This is a genomic window from Fibrobacter sp. UWT3, from assembly GCF_900230125.1.
GTDB lineage: Bacteria > Fibrobacterota > Fibrobacteria > Fibrobacterales > Fibrobacteraceae > Fibrobacter.
Map to the genome: position 1 here is coordinate 121,095 of NZ_OCSS01000003.1, position 16,377 is coordinate 137,471.

Genomic DNA, 16,377 nt, shown 5'->3' on the forward strand with positions numbered 1-16,377 from the left:
AAGTCGAAGGATCTAAACAAGAATAATTAGGATTAGATTCTTCGACTACGTGCTACGCACTTCGCTCAGAATGACAAAAGAAATTTGACTAAAGACTAAAAGCTAAGATTTATTATGGACGAAGAACAGAAAACTTTAGGACTTTCGAACGTAAACCACCTGGAAAAGCTCTACAACGGCTGGTTCCTGGACTACGCGAGCTACACGATTCTCGACCGCGCCGTGCCCTACTTCGAGGACGGCTTAAAGCCGGTGCAGCGCCGCATTCTGCATACCATGTACGAGATGAACGACGGGAGTTTCCACAAGGTGGCGGGCATCGTGGGCGATACCATGCACTACCACCCCCACGGGGACGCTTCCATCTACACGGCCCTCGTGAACATGGGCCAAAAGAACCTGCTTATCGAGCCGCAGGGTAACTGGGGTAACCCGCTTACGGGCGACGAGGCGGCCGCCCCGCGTTACATCGAAGGCAAGCTCAGCGACTTTGCGCTCGACGTGATGTTCAACCCCGAGACGACGGACTGGATCCCGAACTACGACGGGCGTTCCAAGGAACCGGTGACGCTCCCCGCGAAGTTCCCGATTCTATTGGCCCAGGGCGTAGACGGCATCGCGGTGGGCCTTTCCACCACCATCCTCCCCCACAACTTCAAGGAACTGTGCCAGGCGAGTATCGACTACCTGCGCGGCCGCAAGTTCACGCTGTACCCGGACTTCTACACGGGCGGCATCATCGACGTGAGCGAATACAATGACGGCCAGCGCGGCGGACGCCTCAAGGTCCGTGCAAAAATCGAGAAACTCGACAACAAGACGCTGGTCATCCGCGAAATTCCCTTCGGCACCACCACCGATAGCCTCATCGACTCCATCGTGGCGGCCAACGACAAGGGCAAAATCAAGATCAAGCAGATTGTGGACCACACCACCGAAAACGTGGAAATCCAGATCCACCTGCAGGCAGGTTCCGACCCGCAGGTCGTCATCGACGCACTCTACGCGTTTACCGACTGCCAGACGACTTTGGCCGCCAACAGCTGCGTAATTATCGACAAGAAGCCGAAATTCAGCAGCACCACCGAACTTTTGAAGCTCAGCACCGACCACACGGTGCACCTGCTGGACTGGGAGCTGGACAACGAGCTCAAGCACCTGCAGGACCAGTGGCACATGACGAGCCTCGAGAAAATCTTCATCGAGAAGGAAGTCTTCGAGGTCATCAAGAAGGCAAAGACCCACGACGAGATGGTCCAGCTGATTGACGAAGGCTTGAAGCCCTACGTGCGCAAACTCCGCCGGGAAGTGACCCGCGAAGAAATCCTCAAGCTCGCCGAAATTCCGGTCCGCCGCATCAGCCGTTTCGACCGCAAGAAAGCCGACGAATTCCTCGAAGAACTCGACAAGAAGATCGAGGAAGTGAACTACAACAAGGAACACCTCACCGACTACGCCGTGAACTACTTCAAGAACATTCTGAAGAAGTACGGCGAAGGTCGCGACCGCCGCACAGAAATCGCGGAATTCGGCCAGGTGAGCGCCGTGCACGTGGCTCTCGCGAACCAGAAACTCTACGTGAACCGCAAGGAAGGCTTCCTCGGCACGGGCATGAAGAAGGAAGAATACCTCTTCGACGTTTCCGAGTACGACGACCTCATCGTGTTCAAGGCCGACGGCAGCTTCAAGGTCGTGAAGGTCTCCGACAAGGACTTCGTGGGCAAGAATATCGTGCTCGTCGAGAAGTTCAACAAGGACGACGAACGCCATATCTACAACGTCATCCACCAGGACGGCAAGGAAGGCACGGCCTACATCAAGCGCTTCAACGTGGGCGGCGTGACCCGCGACAAGGACTACTTCATGGGCAAGAACAAGCCCGGTAGCCGCCTGCTTTACCTCTCCAGCAACATGAACGGCGAAGCCGAAGTCGTGGAAGTGACGCTCAAGCCGCGCCCGCGCACCAAGCTCAACTTCGAGGTGGATTTCAGCACCATCGAGGTGAAGGGCCGCGGCGCGATGGGCAACATCGTCACCAAGTACCCGGTCAAGAGCGTGAAGCGCATCCGCAAGGGCGTAAGCACCCTCGGGGCGCGCGTGCTCTACTTCGATGCCCCCAGCGGCCTCATCAGCACGCAGAAGAAGGGCGACCGCATCGGCGAATTCGGCGAAAAGGACAAGATCCTTATCGTGAAGGAGAACGGTACGGCCCGCGTGCACGACATGGCCGACCCGATTCTCGTGGGAACCGGCGTGAAATACGTCCACAAGTTCGACCCCGCGCAGGTATTTACCGTGCTCTACTTCGAGGGCGGGAACTTCAACTACATGGTGAAGCGCTTCAACCTGGAAGGCTGCCCCATGACGACGGAATTCAGCCTCATCAGCGACCACAAGGATTCGCAGATGATTGAATTCTTCGCCACCGAGGACGCTCGCCAGCTCATGGAATACCAGGTGGGCCGCGAAGTCCAGAAGGAAGAACTCGACCTCACGGAAGTCGCCGACATCAAGAGCTACAAGGCGCTCGGCAGCAAGTTCACCGCCAAGAAGGTCAAGCGCACGAGCCGCATCACTCCGCCGGATACTTTCGACGACGGCACGAGCGACGACGCAAGCGGCGAGCCCGAAGACCCGACGCTGTTCTAGGCCGGCGATAAACAGCGCTGACATTAAACAGCGCCGTCCCTGACGCAAATAGCAAAAGCCCGCGGTTCAAACCGCGGGCTTTTGTCAATGACTGTGCCGCCCCATGGCCTCGCAACAGCTATTACAGGCCGTAACGAGCGAAGGCATCTTCCTCGCCCACAATCTTGAAATCGACAATGTACTGCTTCTTCGAGACGGGATTGTTGTATTCAAAGACCTCGATAACCCAAGCGTTCTTTTCGCACTGGATGAGGAAGCCGGTGCGTTCAAGCGTTCCAACCGTCTTCGTACCGAGAATTTCGAAGCCCACAGGCTTGCCGTATTGCGCAGAGATATTCTGGAATACCGTTGCGTATTGCATCTTGAGGTTCGAAACGTTCACGTTGCCCTTGAGGAAGGGGCTATCGTCGAGCACGGCATCGAAGGCCTTGTCGTACTTATCTGCTTTCAGGTGATCGACCATCGCCTTGACGCATTCACTGGAATGCGGGCCCGCAAATGCAAAAGAGCAGAGCAACAGGGAAAAAAATATAGCCTTGATTTTCATTGTTTCTCCTTTATTTTTTATCATAATACTTGAATACGTCTTCCTCGGTCAACACGCGCAATTCGCTGAACTCGCTTTTTCCGTTTGGCGATACGTATTCCTTTATCACAATCAGCCACGCAGATTTTTCACAGTTGATCTGGTAAACAGTCTCGTCATAGGCCTTGGACAGGCGGCGCGTACGCAGTTTCGTATGGTTCAGCACCTTGCCATGCTGCTTGACAAATTTCTCGAAATACCCGGCGTACTGCGTAACTCCCACTACCTTTTGTTCGTCAGCCATGTTCAAGCCATAGTCCAACAGAGCCGTTGCGGCTTCCTTGTACTTGGACTTCTTAAGGAATTTTTCGACCTTATCCATCTGCTTGTCGGCAACCTCACCGGCATGGCACATGACTGCCATCAACAAGACATATAGCAACGCACGCAGGGTTTTCATATAACTGAATATAGTATTTTTTTTGCCGTTTAATATTAATCCCGATTTTCATGAAGCCCGTAGGGACTAACAGTCACAAGGGCTTCATAGCGCCATCTTCTAGCACGTCTCGCGATAAACCTTCCAATCCAGGACAATTTTCATGTTTTTTTGCGTAGAGGGGCACTTCGCAAAGTGAACACTGGAACGAAGTGTGAGTGTGAGCGTGCGGAGTGCACCTCGGAGCAAACATTCTCTATGAATATTCAGGATTATGCGAGGCGGGGCTTTCCCGTCCAGCCTAACTTTTCGCGGAGTGCGCCCACAAAACCGGTATGGCGCATGCGGATGAACGTCGTCACGGCCTTGCACTCGCTCAGCACGACCTTCTCGCCCACCTTCATTTCGTAGGCGGTACGGCCATCGAACACGAGGTCGAGCGGGCGCTCCACCGCAGAAACGATTTCAAGCTTCTTGTCGGTAAGCGAAAGCACGAGCGGGCGCACGGAGAGACTGCTAGGAGCGACGGGCGTGAGCACGACGGCAGGAGTGCTCGGGTGGATGATAGGGCCACCCGCCGCGAGGTTATAGGCGGTAGAACCCGTCGGCGTAGAAACCAGCAAGGAATCAGCCCAGTATTCGGTAAGGCACGTCCCGTTGTAGGCCACGTTCACGTTCACCATGCGGTCGGGCATGTGCGCGCGGACATGGACCTCGTTCAAGACCGTCTGTTTTGCGACCACCTTGCGACCGCGATAAACGACTGCGTCAATCATCATGCGTTCGCGGGTAGAAAAGTCACCCGCGAGCAAGTCATCGAGCGTCTTTGCAAGGCCTTCCACACGACTTTCGGCAAGGAACCCCACGCGACCCGCATTCACTCCGAGTATGGGAATATTGTGCCCGAGCGCGATATGCGCGGCAGAAAGCACGGTGCCGTCCCCGCCGATAGCAAGAAGCAGGTCCATGCGCGAAAGCCCGGATTCCTTGATCACGTGAATCGGCTTCTTGGCAAGCCCCTTCAGGGAATCAAGCGCAAAGAATTCCACTTTCGGGTGCGTCGCGGCCCAGGCCGCAATCTGGTCGAGAGCGTTCGCGAGGTCGGCACTCTTGTCCTTGAAACCGACGATTCCGATTTTCGAAAACTTCTTCATGTTCCTCCCCCTATTCCTTGCCCTCGTTCGCGGGAGCCTCGGCGACAAGCACCTGCTTCAGCTTTTCGACAACGCCCGGGAACATCGCCTCCACGGCGTCAACATTCTTGACGGGTTCATCGTTCTCGAGGGCAATAGAAAGCACACTAAGCGCAAGCCCCGCCTCGGGTGAATCTCCGCCGTCAAAGTCGCTCCCGTTCACGATGGTTTCCATCCCGCGAATAACGAGCCCGTCATCGTACACGCCGACTTCCACGCCGGTCTTCCGCAGGTTTTCTGCCAAGAAGTCGTTTGACACGCGCATCTCGGAGCGAATTTCCTTCGGGATTCGGAGGATGGTCTCGCCCTCGGCAAAGCATGCCGCCACCGCGAGGAACGCATAATCCGAAAGCGACGTCGCAATGGCGTCTTCGCCAAAGCGCCTGCCCTGTAGCCGTTTGCCCGCTTCCATCGGGTAAATTTCCACATCGCCGTACACGTCGCCGAACTTTTCCCTGCGGGTTACGGTCTCGATGTTTGCGCCCATGCGCTTGAAGCAAGTGAGCGCCCCCGCACGGGTGCTGTTCAGGTCCACGTTCAAAAGCTTTACCACATTGCCCTTGGGCACCTTGCCGATAGTCGTCAGCAAGGCAAATGCCGTCGCCTCGGTCGTATCGCCCGGCACGTAGTAATCGCGCCCGGTAATCACGCGGGTTTCCGCAAGTTCCGTCATCTGGGTGCGTTCAATTTTCTTGCCCTGCGCCATCATCAGGCGGCGTTCGAACTCGCTCAGTTGCTCCATGCCGCGCCCCTCGTAACGGAGGGGCACGCCAAAGTACATGAGCATCTTCGTCCACTGGTCATGAACGAGCGAGCGTTCCTCGAAGCTCACGTACTCGCCACGCACCAGCGTGCGGAGCAGCACCCTGTTGCGCATAATAAACGGCACGTTTCCGAGCGAATCCTTCTTGAGCGCGGGTTCTTCGGGCGCAAAGCGGAACACGAACTTCGCGGGAGCATCAGTTTCGACATTGACCTTGAAATACTTGAGGAGCATCGCCTTCACGGCGACAATCTTCTCGATGCCGTCCCTGTCGGGTTCGGCTGCAAGCGTATAGACCTGCTCGGAATCCTTGCTTGCGAGCGTCCACAAAAGGACGTTCTCCTGCTCCGGAAAATCATACGGAAGCATCGACGGGAGCGCATACTGGAAGCCCCTGCCGTCAAGCACCAGCTGGTGCCCGTGCAGTTCATAGCGGAGCCCGAATTCGGCGAGGGCCTGCGCAAAACGTTCCGACCCGCTGGCCCAGGCAAAATCGTCGAGCACGGTGCGCCCGTTTACCAACAGGCCCATCAAAAGCGTAAGGTCCATCCGTTCCCTGTCGGGATTCAACGCAAATTCCATTATCGTTCCTTAACTTCGTAACCCAGGTAACGGAGCAGCTTGACCGCGCGGGCGGCCTCGTCCTCGGTCTTGAAGGCAATCAGCAATGTGCCCGCTACGTTCTCGCGGACCTTCATGAGTTCAATGTCGCGGATGTTGAGTCCCTCTTCGGCGAGCGGATGCAACACGCTCAAAAGCGCGCCCGGTTTGTCCTTGAGCGGCACCGTAATCTCGAAGAATGCGGCAGCGGCGTTCCGGCCAGGAGCGAACAGGCTCGCACGGCCCTCGTTGCCCGCCTTGAAAATTTCTTCCAGCGAATCGGAACGGTCGGCGCATTTCCCACCGGCTACCGAACCGCGGGTCGCATCGAACGAACCACCCGCAGGCCTGCCGTCCTTTACCACGTCGAGTTTCTGCATCGCCTCGATTGTCGCGTTCACGCCATCGCGAACCTCGGTCAAGGCTCGCACCGTCTCGTCGCGATTGGTGACTGCGATATCGTGCCACATCGCCCACCCGCTTGCCGCAATGCGCGTCATGTCGCGGAATGCGCGACCCGCATAGTGCTGGTAGTTGTGTTCGAGCAGGCGGTCCGGAATGCTTGCCGCCAGAGTAGAACTGAGCATCTGGGGCATGTGCGAAACCCACGCCATGGTGCGGTCGTGGTGCTCCGGCGGGAAAACTACTGCGGAGGCGCCGAGGAACTTCACGAGTTCCAGGAGCGGCGCGTAAACGCTTTCGGCAGTTCCCTCGGGCGGGCACACGAACCAGTAGGCGTTCTCGAAAATAGCGGGGTCGTTGTATTCGCAGGTGCGCTTCTCGGAACCCGCCATCGGATGGCTGCCTACAAACTTGAACGGGGCCGGCAGTTTGGAACCTGCCCTGCAGATTTCGACCTTCGTGCTCCCGATATCGCTCACAAGGCACGCGGCGCCGTTTAATTTTGCGTCGATTGAATTCGCGCCGTTTAATTTCTCATTGGCCCACTTCACGTGCGAAAGCGCGTCAATCGTCTTCAAAATATGCAGAATCGGGCCACACAGCAAAATGAGGTCGCAGTCGCGGGACCATTCTTCCACCTGCGCGTATTCAAAAAACTCGTCCGCTAGTTCCAACTCGCGGGCGCGTGCAAGCGTCGCGGGCGAACTTACCGCGCGTATGACCGTCGGGCGCTTCGCCTGCTTGAGTGCAGAAGCGATAGAACCTGCCAGAAGTCCAAAACCCACCAAGGCAATCCGCTTCATCATTCCTCCACCTTGCGGGTCTCTTCCATAATCGTGCGGAAAATATTCACGATAGATTCCGGCGGGAGCGGTCCACCCGCCTTTACCGCCTTCTCGGCGACAGCGGCTAGCACCGCCTCTTCGCGGGCAGCGTCGAATACCGGCAGGCCCTTCTCTTTCTTGAGCTTGCCAATCTCGGTCGCGAATTCCGCCCGCCTGTTCAAAAGCGAGATAATCGTATCGGTAAGTTCATCGATGCGCTTGCGCCAATCGTCTATTTCCATGTGGGAATCCATGTGCCGAAAGATAGAAAAAAGAGGGTAATTTTATGCCTGCGCACGCTACACAGGGGCAATTTCACAAAAATTGGGGATTAAACGCCCCCTTTTTCGCACTTTTAGTACCCAATTTCTAGAACAAAGTAGCATAATTCCCCCGAAAAAGCCCTCGAAAGGATGGTATCTGGCTATTTCCAGGCCAAAAACATGCGTTTTACGCTCCGTTCTTTTATTACAAACTAATATTTTTAGCAAACAAACTAACAAAATGGGGACTAAACACCCCAAAAACACCCCATTTGGTATCCAATTTCGCCATTTTCGCGTTCCTCGCACCCCAAAAATGCCCAAAATCAGCCCAAAACATGCCCCAAACCTGCCCCGAACTCAGCACACTTGATACACTTTATTCATTTGCAACCTTCACACCATTGCGCACCCCACAAATCGAATCTATTTTACTTCTTGTGTATGGGCAGGAGATGATTATGAGCATTCTAAAAACACTCACCACTGGAACATTGGCGGTACTAGCCATGGCATCTACCCTCAGCGCAAAAGACTTCAGCGGTGCTGAACTCTACACCAATGAAGAATACACCTACGGGAAATTCGAAGCCCGCATGAAAATGGCCGCCGCATCCGGTACAGTCAGTTCCATGTTCCTCTACCAGAACGGCTCCGAACAGGCCAGCGCCCAGCGTTGGGTCGAAGTCGATATCGAAGTGCTCGGCAAGAACCCGAACAGTTTCCAGTCCAACATCATTACCGGCAAGGCCGGCGCACAGGTTACCAGCGAAAAGCATCACTCGGTAAGCCCGGCTGCCGACCAAGGTTTCCACACCTACGGCCTCGAATGGACCCCCGATTACGTCCGCTGGACCCTCGACGGGAAAGAAGTCCGCAGGACCAACAAGGGCGACAACAAGAACCAGGTCGAGAACCTTATCGGAACCCAGGGCCTCCGCTTCAACATCTGGTCTTCCGAAAGCGCCGAATGGGTCGGCAATTTTGACGAATCCAAGCTCCCGCTCTTCCAGTTCATCAACTGGGTCAAGGTCTACAAGTACACTCCGGGCCGGGGCGAAAACGGCAGCGACTTCACGCTCGACTGGACCGACAATTTCGACTCGTTCGATTCCGGCCGCTGGAGCAAGGGCAACTGGACCTTCGACGGCAACCGTGTCGACCTGACCCCGAACAACATCTACTCCAAGGACGGCATGCTGATTCTCGCCCTCACCCGCAAGGGTCAGGAAAACTTCAACGGGCAGGTTCCGCAAGACAACGAGCCCGCACCTGTTTCTTCGAGCAGCGTTACCCCGCCGCCGGAATCCTCCAGCAGCAGCGAGCCGTTCATTCCGCCGATGTCCTCCTCCAGCGAGCCCATTACGGCCATCCAGCAGGTTCGCACCCCGCAGATGCAGCCGAAGGAAGTCCGCGGCATAGTGAACGCGAAGGGCGCCCACGTGAAGGAAATCAACCGCTACCGCGTGAACTTCAAGTACTAGAAATTCTCCTAATCACTCCAAACAACAAAGGTCCGTGCAGCTTCGCGCCGCGCGGACTTTTGTTATTTTATGGGCATGCGCGAAGAACTGGCAAAGATAATCCAGGATATCCCCCACAACGACGGCGATCGGCTCCCGAGCGTACGCGAAATCATGAAGGCTTACGGCGTCTCCTCGAGCACCGTGCAGTCGGCGCTCAAGATGCTAGAGAAAGCATCGCAAATATGCCGCATCCAGGGCAAGGGATGCTTCTGGACATCGGGCGGAGTCGCTAAAATCTACGAGCGGCACCCCGCACCGCAGGCCAGGGAAAGCGCCTACGACAAGGTGGAACGCCTTTTTCGCGAGGACTGGGACCGCGGCACATTCCGCATCGACGAACCGCTCCCGCTCATGAAGGAACTCGCGCAGCGCTACAACGTTTCGCAGGCGATTCTCCGGAACTTCCTGAACGCGATGGTGCAAAAAGGCGCGCTGGCCCGTTCCGGAAGGCACTACAGCTTTATTCGCAATAGCAAAAACGAGCAGCCCGCATCGCTCAGCGAAATCATATTCGTAACGCGATGCAACAGCTGGGGCGGCTTTACCGCCGAAAGCGAACGCGAAATGGATTTCTTGCGCATGGTCTACAAGAAGGCGGGTGCAGACAACTACAAGCTCATATTGCTCGGCATGAACGAGAACAGCGGCAAGCTCATCGACCGTAGCGGCAAGACCCGCAAACTCGCAGACTACCCGAACGCCGTGGGAGCAATCCTCTCGACGCTCCTTATAATGCAGCCGCTAAAACTGATGCAGCAATTCGCGGGCATCCGCTACCCTATCGCCGTCTGGTGGGAGCAGCCCCTGCAAGATATCCCGCTCAGGTACCTGCAAAAAGAAAACTGGACTTTCTTCAATTCCACCTTCGGTACGGCCCCGGGGAAAGAAATGGGCAAGTTCCTTATCGCCCACGGGATAAACCAGGTGGCCTACTTTTCGCCCTACCACAACAGTTCATGGTCCATAGACCGCCTGCAGGGGCTACGCGACGCAGGGCTCTCCGTAATCGACTACACCGACAGCGAGTTTGCAAGCCCGTGGGACTACAAGCAGATTGCACGCAGCAAGGTGGAAAAATTCTCGGTCGAGGTCTACGCCCGCGAACTTTTGAAGCAGAAGATGGTTTTGCTCATGAAGAACCGCGATTACGAGCAGGTCGCAATCGTCTGCGTGAACGACGACGTGGCAAGCGCGCTTCTCGAAATGCAAGAAGAAGGCCGTATCGAAAAGCTCGGCCCGCTGTACGCCTTCGACAATTCCGCAGAAAGCTACATGTTGCGCCTTCCCTCCTACGATTTCAACACGCAGGCGCTTGTAGACCACATGTTCTACAGCATCGCAAACACCGATGCCTTCCGGATGCAGCGGAAGGTCCAGCAGATACTGGGCCAGGTCGTAGAGAAATAAATCAGTATAGATCCTCGCCTTGCTTCGACAAAACTCAGCACAAGCCGCGAGGATGACGAAGCAATTCGAACGCTAGTGGCGCTGGTAGAGTTCCAGCCCGAACTCCGGCAATGCCGCAATCAGGTGGTCCAGAATATCCGCCTGGATTCCCTCGAAATCTTCCCACACGGTCGTATTCGCGAAAGCATAAACTTCCAGCGGGAGGCCCAGCGGGGTCGGCTCCAGCAGGCGCGTCATGAGCGTCATGTCCTGCGCGACTGTCTTACGTGAACGCAGGTATGCCGTGCAGTAGGCGCGGAACGTGCCGATATTTGTGAGGTGTCGGGCATTGAGCATATCAGGGCTTCCAGAACCCTGAGCGATTCCCAACAGGCCCGCCTTGGACTCCTCGCCCACAATCTCGTGAATCTTAGCCTCCAGGTACGGAGCAAGAATCTTTATTTTAGATAAACTAGCAATTTCGTCCGGAGTAAGGAACCGGACCGTCTTCTGGTCAATATACATGGCCCGCTTGATGCGACGCACGCCGGAATCCTGCATCCCGCGCCAGTTGCGGAACGAATTCGTAATGAGGTCGTATGCGGGGATCACCGAGATGGTGTTGTCCCAATTGCGCACCTTCACCGAGGTAAGCGTAATATCCATGACCGTACCGTCGGCATTGTGGCGCTCAATTTCGATCCAGTCGCCCTTTCGCAGCAGGTCGGATAAGTTTATCTGTACTCCCGAAACTACACCCAGAATAGAATCCTTGAAAATGAGGATCAGGACCGTCGCCATAGCACCGAGAGCGGAGAAGATGATAACCGGGCTCTTGTCCGTCAACTGGCTCACGATGAATATCGCGGCAAGGCAGAACAGCGAGACCTTTATCGCCTGGAATATACCGTGCAGAGGGCGCTTCATCGTGCGTTCGTTTATGCCGTTAAAATGCTCAATCACGTCAAGAATCGAGCACGCAATCGCAAACGAAAGCAGCGTATACCAGATGTTCGCAATCCTCGAAGACACCTCGAAAAGCCACGTACTCGGGTCAAGAACATTCTGGACCGCGGCAGAGAACGCCGTCGCCGGGATAACCTGCAAAAGGCGCGAAGCCAGATGGCGTTCCACAAGAATCTTGTTCAACGCGCTCGGACTCTTTTTCGACCAGCGTTTCATTATCGGCATTACGAGGGCATAAATCGCGAGGAAAATAATCGCAATCGAAAGGACTACGATTCCGAAATGGAAGAACTCGCTGTCCATCTGAAGGTTTTCCACCTGCGTGGCAAAATCCTGCACTTTATTCATAGGCTACTTTCTCACTAAACGCATGATTCCCTGGCGGTTGAACTCGGGAGCATCCTTCGCGAAGGGGCTCTTTGTTTCTGCACGGAGCGTAAACACGCCAGCATCGCCCGCATCGACTTCCGTTCCCGACTTGGATGAGACCCCATCCACAAAAATCGAGTCCGCGACAACAGAAAGGATATTCTCCAATTCTTCCTGAGCCCCGTTCGTGCGCGAAATACACAAATCCGGCAGGCCAAACACCTCCAGCCCGAGCGTATAGAGCACGTCCGCACTTTCCATAAAGTTGATCCACGTGTCCATCGGGAATTCCGCATCACCGAGTTCCTCACGGAAGGCGGCCGCAGCCCACGCCGTACCCGACTGCTGCATATACACGCCGGTCGCCCCCGCGGCAAGCACCTTGAGGATGGCGGCATTCACCATGCGCAGTTCATCGGCACTCTTGAGCGAGCCCAGCAAAAACAGCAGCGACTTGTGCGAATCGATTGCACCCGCCTCTTCCGCAGAAATCTCGCGGTGTTCCTTGAAAATATCGGATAGACCAGCCGCAGGGGCATTACGAACAACGTCAAAACGCACATTGCAACCGGGCACGAGCAAGTTTTTCGCATCGGCACTCACCGATACTACGTCCGTTATCTTGAAGGGTTCTGCCACACCAACCGGAATCGGGAAAGCAAGTACAAACCTATTCATATCCATTCCTCTGCCCGAAGGGGCATCAACGTTTATCGCCTGTGCGAGATTTTATCGCCCACGCGCGAAAACAAGTCCTTTACCGCATTTTCGAGCACGCCTGCCTGCTGTGGCCGAGGGAGCGCGACATTCCCCTTGAAAGCATCGAGAAGCGATTCTACCGAAAGCCGATTCGCAGGAATACTTACCGCATAGCCTGCAGTGGCGAGGTCGCGCGCGAGTACCACCTGCTCGTACTGCCCCGGAGTCGGGACAAATATGCACTTTGCGCCCAGGTAGGCCATGTCCATTACGGTGCTATAGCCACCACGGCTAATCACCCAGTCAGCATCCCTTACCGCGCGGGCAAATTCAACTGTAGGCAGGTGCGTCACGAACTCGATATTCCCTTCGGTCCAGTGCCTGCGGGGGGCCTGCGGCTTCCCGAGAATCATCAGGTGGTTGCCCGGAACATCGCGCAGAATATCGCGCAGGCGGTTCTCGAACTGCGTGCGGGCAGGCTCAACACCCGAAATAACGGCAACAACCCGGTACTTGCCGGCATTTAAACTGCCAGCTTTTAAACCGCCCGCAGGCAACTCGTGCGCATTTAAACTGCCCGCGACCCGAGAGGCGCCGGAACAAGGCGCGTCAAATCGCGAGAGCGGGCCGACAAACCTGACCGCAGGCGCACCGCCCACCCCGAACGAGGCCCGCTCTCCGCGCGACGGCAAGTGCGAGAGCGCGCCCGCGTATCCAGGTGCAGTTTCCACATCGGGCACCCACACCTCGTCAAAATTCCTCATGCGGACACGGTGCCAGCGAATGCCGATACCCTCGAGCGCCACAAGCGCGGGCGGGAAAGCTGTCCGGCGCTGGTGCGTCATGTAAATGCTATAAGCCTTCTTCGAAAAGAACGCAAAACGGTTGTCCGAAAATAGCACATCGTAGCCGTGACGTTCCACCATCTCTTCGGCATAGCGATGCTCATAACGCATCACCGCATTCAGGTGCGCGCTGTTCTTCAGGAGCCACAGCGCCATGTTAAAGCCATATTTCGGGTACACGACGTTGTAGCCCGGCGCCACCCGCTGGCGTAGTTCCGGGAATACCTCGCGGAAGAATCCCGCATTCGCCTTCACGACGGCAAGTTCCACCTCGGCTCCTTGGGCCAGGAACTCCCGGATAACGGGCACGCAACGCGTCGCATGCCCCAAGCCCCAATCAAGAGGGGCTACCAGGATTTTCACCTAGCCTCCAGCCAGGCGTTCGCCCAGTCGCCATGGTCACAGTTCTTCTCGCCCGCCATGTCGATGCTCAGGTTCAGCTGACGCACGCCCTTCACGTCCACGTCAATCGCCTGCTTTTCCATCGAGTAGAGCCTCTTGGAGCGCAAGATTTCGCGGCCGTCGCCCGACACGATAAAGTACACGCCGTCACCGCAGGCGCTTTCGTCATCAAGCCCGATAACCGCATGCAGCACGTCGAACCCGCGGGGCAACGTGAAATCGATACTCGAATTCGCGTGGCTCCCGATACCGTAGCGGAACGGTTCGCCATCCAGCGTAAGCGTGTGGTGTTCTACCGACTCGTTCATCTGCGGGTCGCCCCACTCCTGCGAGAAACGGCCCATCTTGAGGCTCGAAAGCAGCACGACGTTCTCGCTCTCGCGGAAGAAGTCGCGGTAAACCACAGACGTATCGCCATCGGGCATCGAGCACACGAACATCGCTCGGTTCATACCCGGGTGAATCTTCGTTGAATCCATACGGAGCGAATCCGAAGGCACCGTCACGAGCATCTCGCCCTGCTTTTCGCCATTGAGCGAGTAGTCGCAGGCAATCGATTCCGGGAACCGCTTGTTCAGCACGATAATGCCTTCGCTCTCGTCCGAGACCATGAAGTTCTGCGCGTACTGCGAAACACCCTTCTTCGAAATTATCTTGTATATAACCAGCGGATAGCCAAAGCGCTTCGCATCCACCAAGATGCGCTCGTGCTTGTAGCTATCGAGAATCTTGTCAATCTGGTCGGTCGTCTTGAAGCCCACCACGCGGCTGTCACGGTTTACCTTGCCGTAGCCATCCTGCCCGCGCACCAGGTAGATGTTTCCGCCCGACTTTTGCATCCACGAGGCAAACACGTCGGTACTCCAGCCCTCGAAAGTGCGTTCGCTAAACGCGCTATGCCCCTGGGCAAGCATCTGCCAGGGTCTCGCATAGATGTAGATTGAATTTTCGGGCAACTTCGCGAGTTCCGTGTTCAAGAAGTCCTCTTCGCCCAGCAACTTGTTCTTGTAGTAGAGCATGTTGCTCTTGTAGCTGGGAGCATGGTAGAACATGAGCCCGAGCGAAAGGAGGCAGGCAAAAACCATCACGATTCCGGCGACGGCATCGCGCTGCATCTTGGACTTGAAGAGGCGCGAACCCGCAAAGAGGAGCGCGTCGTACAGGCCAAGCGCCATCAGGAGCGCAAACAGCGGGAGCGCCACCAGCACGTAGCGCTGGTTGATATCAATCGTGAACGTTCCCGACACGTTGAACATGATGACGAAAATCTGGAGGCAGAAGAAAATGCCCAAGATAAACCCGCGCACGTAACGGCGGAATACAACCATGCGGAGCAGGAGCCATACAGTCGCCACGAGCAAGATGACCGTGAACGTCGTGTAGAACGGGTTCACCATGATGCCGCCGAAAGCCGGGTCGACATCGAGGTTCATCATCGTCTGGATATTCGTCTTCAGGTTGAACCACAGGTTATCGAAGGAATGGGCCGCATGTTCCCCACCCTGGAAGTCGTAACCGCGATAGGCCGCCATGTTGTTCACGCTGGGCCAGCTCACCGCAATCACGGCGGCAACAAAGGCCGGCAGGCGGTAAGGCTTTTCGAGGAAGTAGCGGTAATAGTAGAGCGCAAACGGAATGAACGCAAACACGGTTTCCTGGCGGGTCTGCGCAAAGAACCCGAGCAGCGGGACCGTCAGCAAGAAATGCTTCCACGTTACCTTGTTCGCAGGCACAAAAGCATACCAGGCCATAAGGAAGGTCAGCAGGCAAATGTAGAGCACTTCCGTAGATGCAGAGCGCGACTGGAGCAGGTATATGGGCATGCCTCCCAGGAAGGCGACTGCAGCCAGTGCCAGTTTATCGCTCCTGAACCACTTCGACAGCGCGAGGAAGAACGCCAGCAGGCTCAACAGGTAGAACGGATAGTTCACCTTGAGCGCAGTATCGCGCGTCGGTTCCATGAAGTTGAACACGAGCGAGTAGACGAACCCGAGTGCCTTGCCCTTGAAGTTGTTCACCTCGCTCTTGCAATCAAGGACTCCATCCGTCCAAACGCCCTCGTTGCAGATGCCGCCCGTATGCTGGAAGTACATCTGCAGGCCCATTGATTCCCAGCTGGTCTCGTCGCTCAGTACACGGTGCGTATTGCTGATGTTCCCGAACACAAACACCGAGAAAATAATCATCAGGATGGCGAGCCCGCAAAAGGCCTTACCGCTCGGCAAAAACTCCCGGATATGCTTCGCGATAAACGGCACGTTCACCACCACGCCCGCAATGAACAGCACAAACGTCGAGAGGATGGCGTAGTAGCCCCAGTCGATGTCCCAGCGGCGCGCGTACGAAACGGAAAGGTTGTTGAATATGAGGAACGCGGCGACCAGCACGGCGACCGTGGTCGCAAGCATCACCGCCTGCGGCTTGCCCAGGCTGAGCGACGCCACCCACTCGCGCAGGGACGTGGTCACCGACTTCTGTTCAATCTTTTCTTCTACAGTAACAGTTTTCTCTTTCTTTTTCATAAT

General features: G+C 56.0%; 13 protein-coding genes. 3 read left to right on the forward strand and 10 right to left on the reverse strand.

Features of this window, described 5'->3' with window-relative positions:
* Nucleotides 1-114 precede the first annotated feature (114 nt).
* Nucleotides 115-2,649 carry a DNA gyrase/topoisomerase IV subunit A gene (locus CRO08_RS12105; protein WP_097036409.1) on the forward strand — a complete coding sequence of 845 codons (2,535 nt, stop codon included), beginning with the start codon at nt 115-117 and terminating at the stop codon, nt 2,647-2,649.
* A gap of 121 nt (nt 2,650-2,770) precedes the next feature.
* Here CRO08_RS12105 and CRO08_RS12110 read toward each other — a convergent pair whose 3' ends face one another.
* From CRO08_RS12110 to CRO08_RS12135, 6 genes are all read right to left on the reverse strand, one after another.
* Entirely contained in the window at nt 2,771-3,196 is a 426-nt protein-coding gene (locus tag CRO08_RS12110) for a hypothetical protein (RefSeq protein ID WP_097036410.1), read from the reverse strand.
* A gap of 10 nt (nt 3,197-3,206) precedes the next feature.
* Nucleotides 3,207-3,599: a hypothetical protein gene (locus CRO08_RS12115; RefSeq protein ID WP_141398361.1), complete on the reverse strand. Its 393-nt coding sequence runs from the start codon at nt 3,597-3,599 to the stop codon at nt 3,207-3,209.
* A 287-nt stretch (nt 3,600-3,886) separates the two neighbouring features.
* On the reverse strand, nt 3,887-4,768 hold the full coding sequence (locus CRO08_RS12120) for an NAD(+)/NADH kinase (RefSeq protein ID WP_097036412.1): 882 nt from the start codon (nt 4,766-4,768) through the stop codon (nt 3,887-3,889).
* Nucleotides 4,769-4,778: 10 nt separating this feature from the next.
* Nucleotides 4,779-6,152, reverse strand: a complete 1,374-nt coding sequence (locus tag CRO08_RS12125; protein ID WP_097036413.1) for a 3-phosphoshikimate 1-carboxyvinyltransferase — start codon at nt 6,150-6,152, stop codon at nt 4,779-4,781.
* On the reverse strand, nt 6,152-7,378 hold the full coding sequence (locus CRO08_RS12130; RefSeq protein ID WP_097036414.1) for a prephenate dehydrogenase/arogenate dehydrogenase family protein: 1,227 nt from the start codon (nt 7,376-7,378) through the stop codon (nt 6,152-6,154). The genes CRO08_RS12125 and CRO08_RS12130 overlap by 1 nt, the downstream gene beginning before the upstream one ends.
* Nucleotides 7,375-7,650, reverse strand: a complete 276-nt coding sequence (locus CRO08_RS12135; protein ID WP_255252354.1) for a chorismate mutase — start codon at nt 7,648-7,650, stop codon at nt 7,375-7,377. Before CRO08_RS12135 ends, CRO08_RS12130 begins: the two co-directional genes overlap by 4 nt.
* 470 nt (nt 7,651-8,120) lie before the next feature.
* On the opposite strand from CRO08_RS12135, the gene CRO08_RS12140 reads away from it, so the two are divergent.
* The gene (locus tag CRO08_RS12140; RefSeq protein WP_097036937.1) at nt 8,121-9,143 is read left to right on the forward strand and encodes a family 16 glycosylhydrolase; all 1,023 of its coding nucleotides are present in this window, start codon (nt 8,121-8,123) and stop codon (nt 9,141-9,143) included.
* A gap of 75 nt (nt 9,144-9,218) precedes the next feature.
* Entirely contained in the window at nt 9,219-10,592 is a 1,374-nt protein-coding gene (locus tag CRO08_RS12145; protein ID WP_097036938.1) for a GntR family transcriptional regulator, read from the forward strand.
* A gap of 72 nt (nt 10,593-10,664) precedes the next feature.
* On the opposite strand, the gene CRO08_RS12150 is transcribed toward CRO08_RS12145, so the two are convergent.
* Genes CRO08_RS12150 through CRO08_RS12165 form a run of 4 tightly spaced genes read right to left on the reverse strand, consistent with a single transcriptional unit; the run spans nt 10,665 to nt 16,374 of the window.
* Nucleotides 10,665-11,885 carry a mechanosensitive ion channel family protein gene (locus CRO08_RS12150; protein ID WP_255252355.1) on the reverse strand — a complete coding sequence of 407 codons (1,221 nt, stop codon included), beginning with the start codon at nt 11,883-11,885 and terminating at the stop codon, nt 10,665-10,667.
* A gap of 3 nt (nt 11,886-11,888) precedes the next feature.
* Nucleotides 11,889-12,584 carry a hypothetical protein gene (locus tag CRO08_RS12155; protein WP_097036940.1) on the reverse strand — a complete coding sequence of 232 codons (696 nt, stop codon included), beginning with the start codon at nt 12,582-12,584 and terminating at the stop codon, nt 11,889-11,891.
* 32 nt (nt 12,585-12,616) lie between these two features.
* Nucleotides 12,617-13,813 carry a glycosyltransferase gene (locus CRO08_RS12160; RefSeq protein WP_097036415.1) on the reverse strand — a complete coding sequence of 399 codons (1,197 nt, stop codon included), beginning with the start codon at nt 13,811-13,813 and terminating at the stop codon, nt 12,617-12,619.
* Nucleotides 13,810-16,374 (reverse strand): NPCBM/NEW2 domain-containing protein, encoded by a 2,565-nt coding sequence (locus CRO08_RS12165; protein ID WP_097036416.1) that lies wholly within the window; start codon nt 16,372-16,374, stop codon nt 13,810-13,812. Before CRO08_RS12165 ends, CRO08_RS12160 begins: the two co-directional genes overlap by 4 nt.
* Nucleotides 16,375-16,377 lie beyond the last annotated feature (3 nt).

Bases quoted from the DNA above. Each gene is read 5' to 3' on its own strand.
- CRO08_RS12165 (WP_097036416.1), bottom strand. From the start codon at position 16,374: ATGAAAAAGAAAGAGAAAACTGTTACTGTAGAAGAAAAGATTGAACAG.
- CRO08_RS12140 (WP_097036937.1), top strand. From the start codon at position 8,121: ATGAGCATTCTAAAAACACTCACCACTGGAACATTGGCGGTACTAGCC.
- CRO08_RS12125 (WP_097036413.1), bottom strand. From the start codon at position 6,152: ATGGAATTTGCGTTGAATCCCGACAGGGAACGGATGGACCTTACGCTT.
- CRO08_RS12135 (WP_255252354.1), bottom strand. From the start codon at position 7,650: ATGGATTCCCACATGGAAATAGACGATTGGCGCAAGCGCATCGATGAA.
- CRO08_RS12110 (WP_097036410.1), bottom strand. From the start codon at position 3,196: ATGAAAATCAAGGCTATATTTTTTTCCCTGTTGCTCTGCTCTTTTGCA.
- CRO08_RS12130 (WP_097036414.1), bottom strand. From the start codon at position 7,378: ATGATGAAGCGGATTGCCTTGGTGGGTTTTGGACTTCTGGCAGGTTCT.
- CRO08_RS12155 (WP_097036940.1), bottom strand. From the start codon at position 12,584: ATGAATAGGTTTGTACTTGCTTTCCCGATTCCGGTTGGTGTGGCAGAA.
- CRO08_RS12105 (WP_097036409.1), top strand. From the start codon at position 115: ATGGACGAAGAACAGAAAACTTTAGGACTTTCGAACGTAAACCACCTG.
- CRO08_RS12145 (WP_097036938.1), top strand. From the start codon at position 9,219: ATGCGCGAAGAACTGGCAAAGATAATCCAGGATATCCCCCACAACGAC.
- CRO08_RS12120 (WP_097036412.1), bottom strand. From the start codon at position 4,768: ATGAAGAAGTTTTCGAAAATCGGAATCGTCGGTTTCAAGGACAAGAGT.
- CRO08_RS12115 (WP_141398361.1), bottom strand. From the start codon at position 3,599: ATGGCAGTCATGTGCCATGCCGGTGAGGTTGCCGACAAGCAGATGGAT.
- CRO08_RS12150 (WP_255252355.1), bottom strand. From the start codon at position 11,885: ATGAATAAAGTGCAGGATTTTGCCACGCAGGTGGAAAACCTTCAGATG.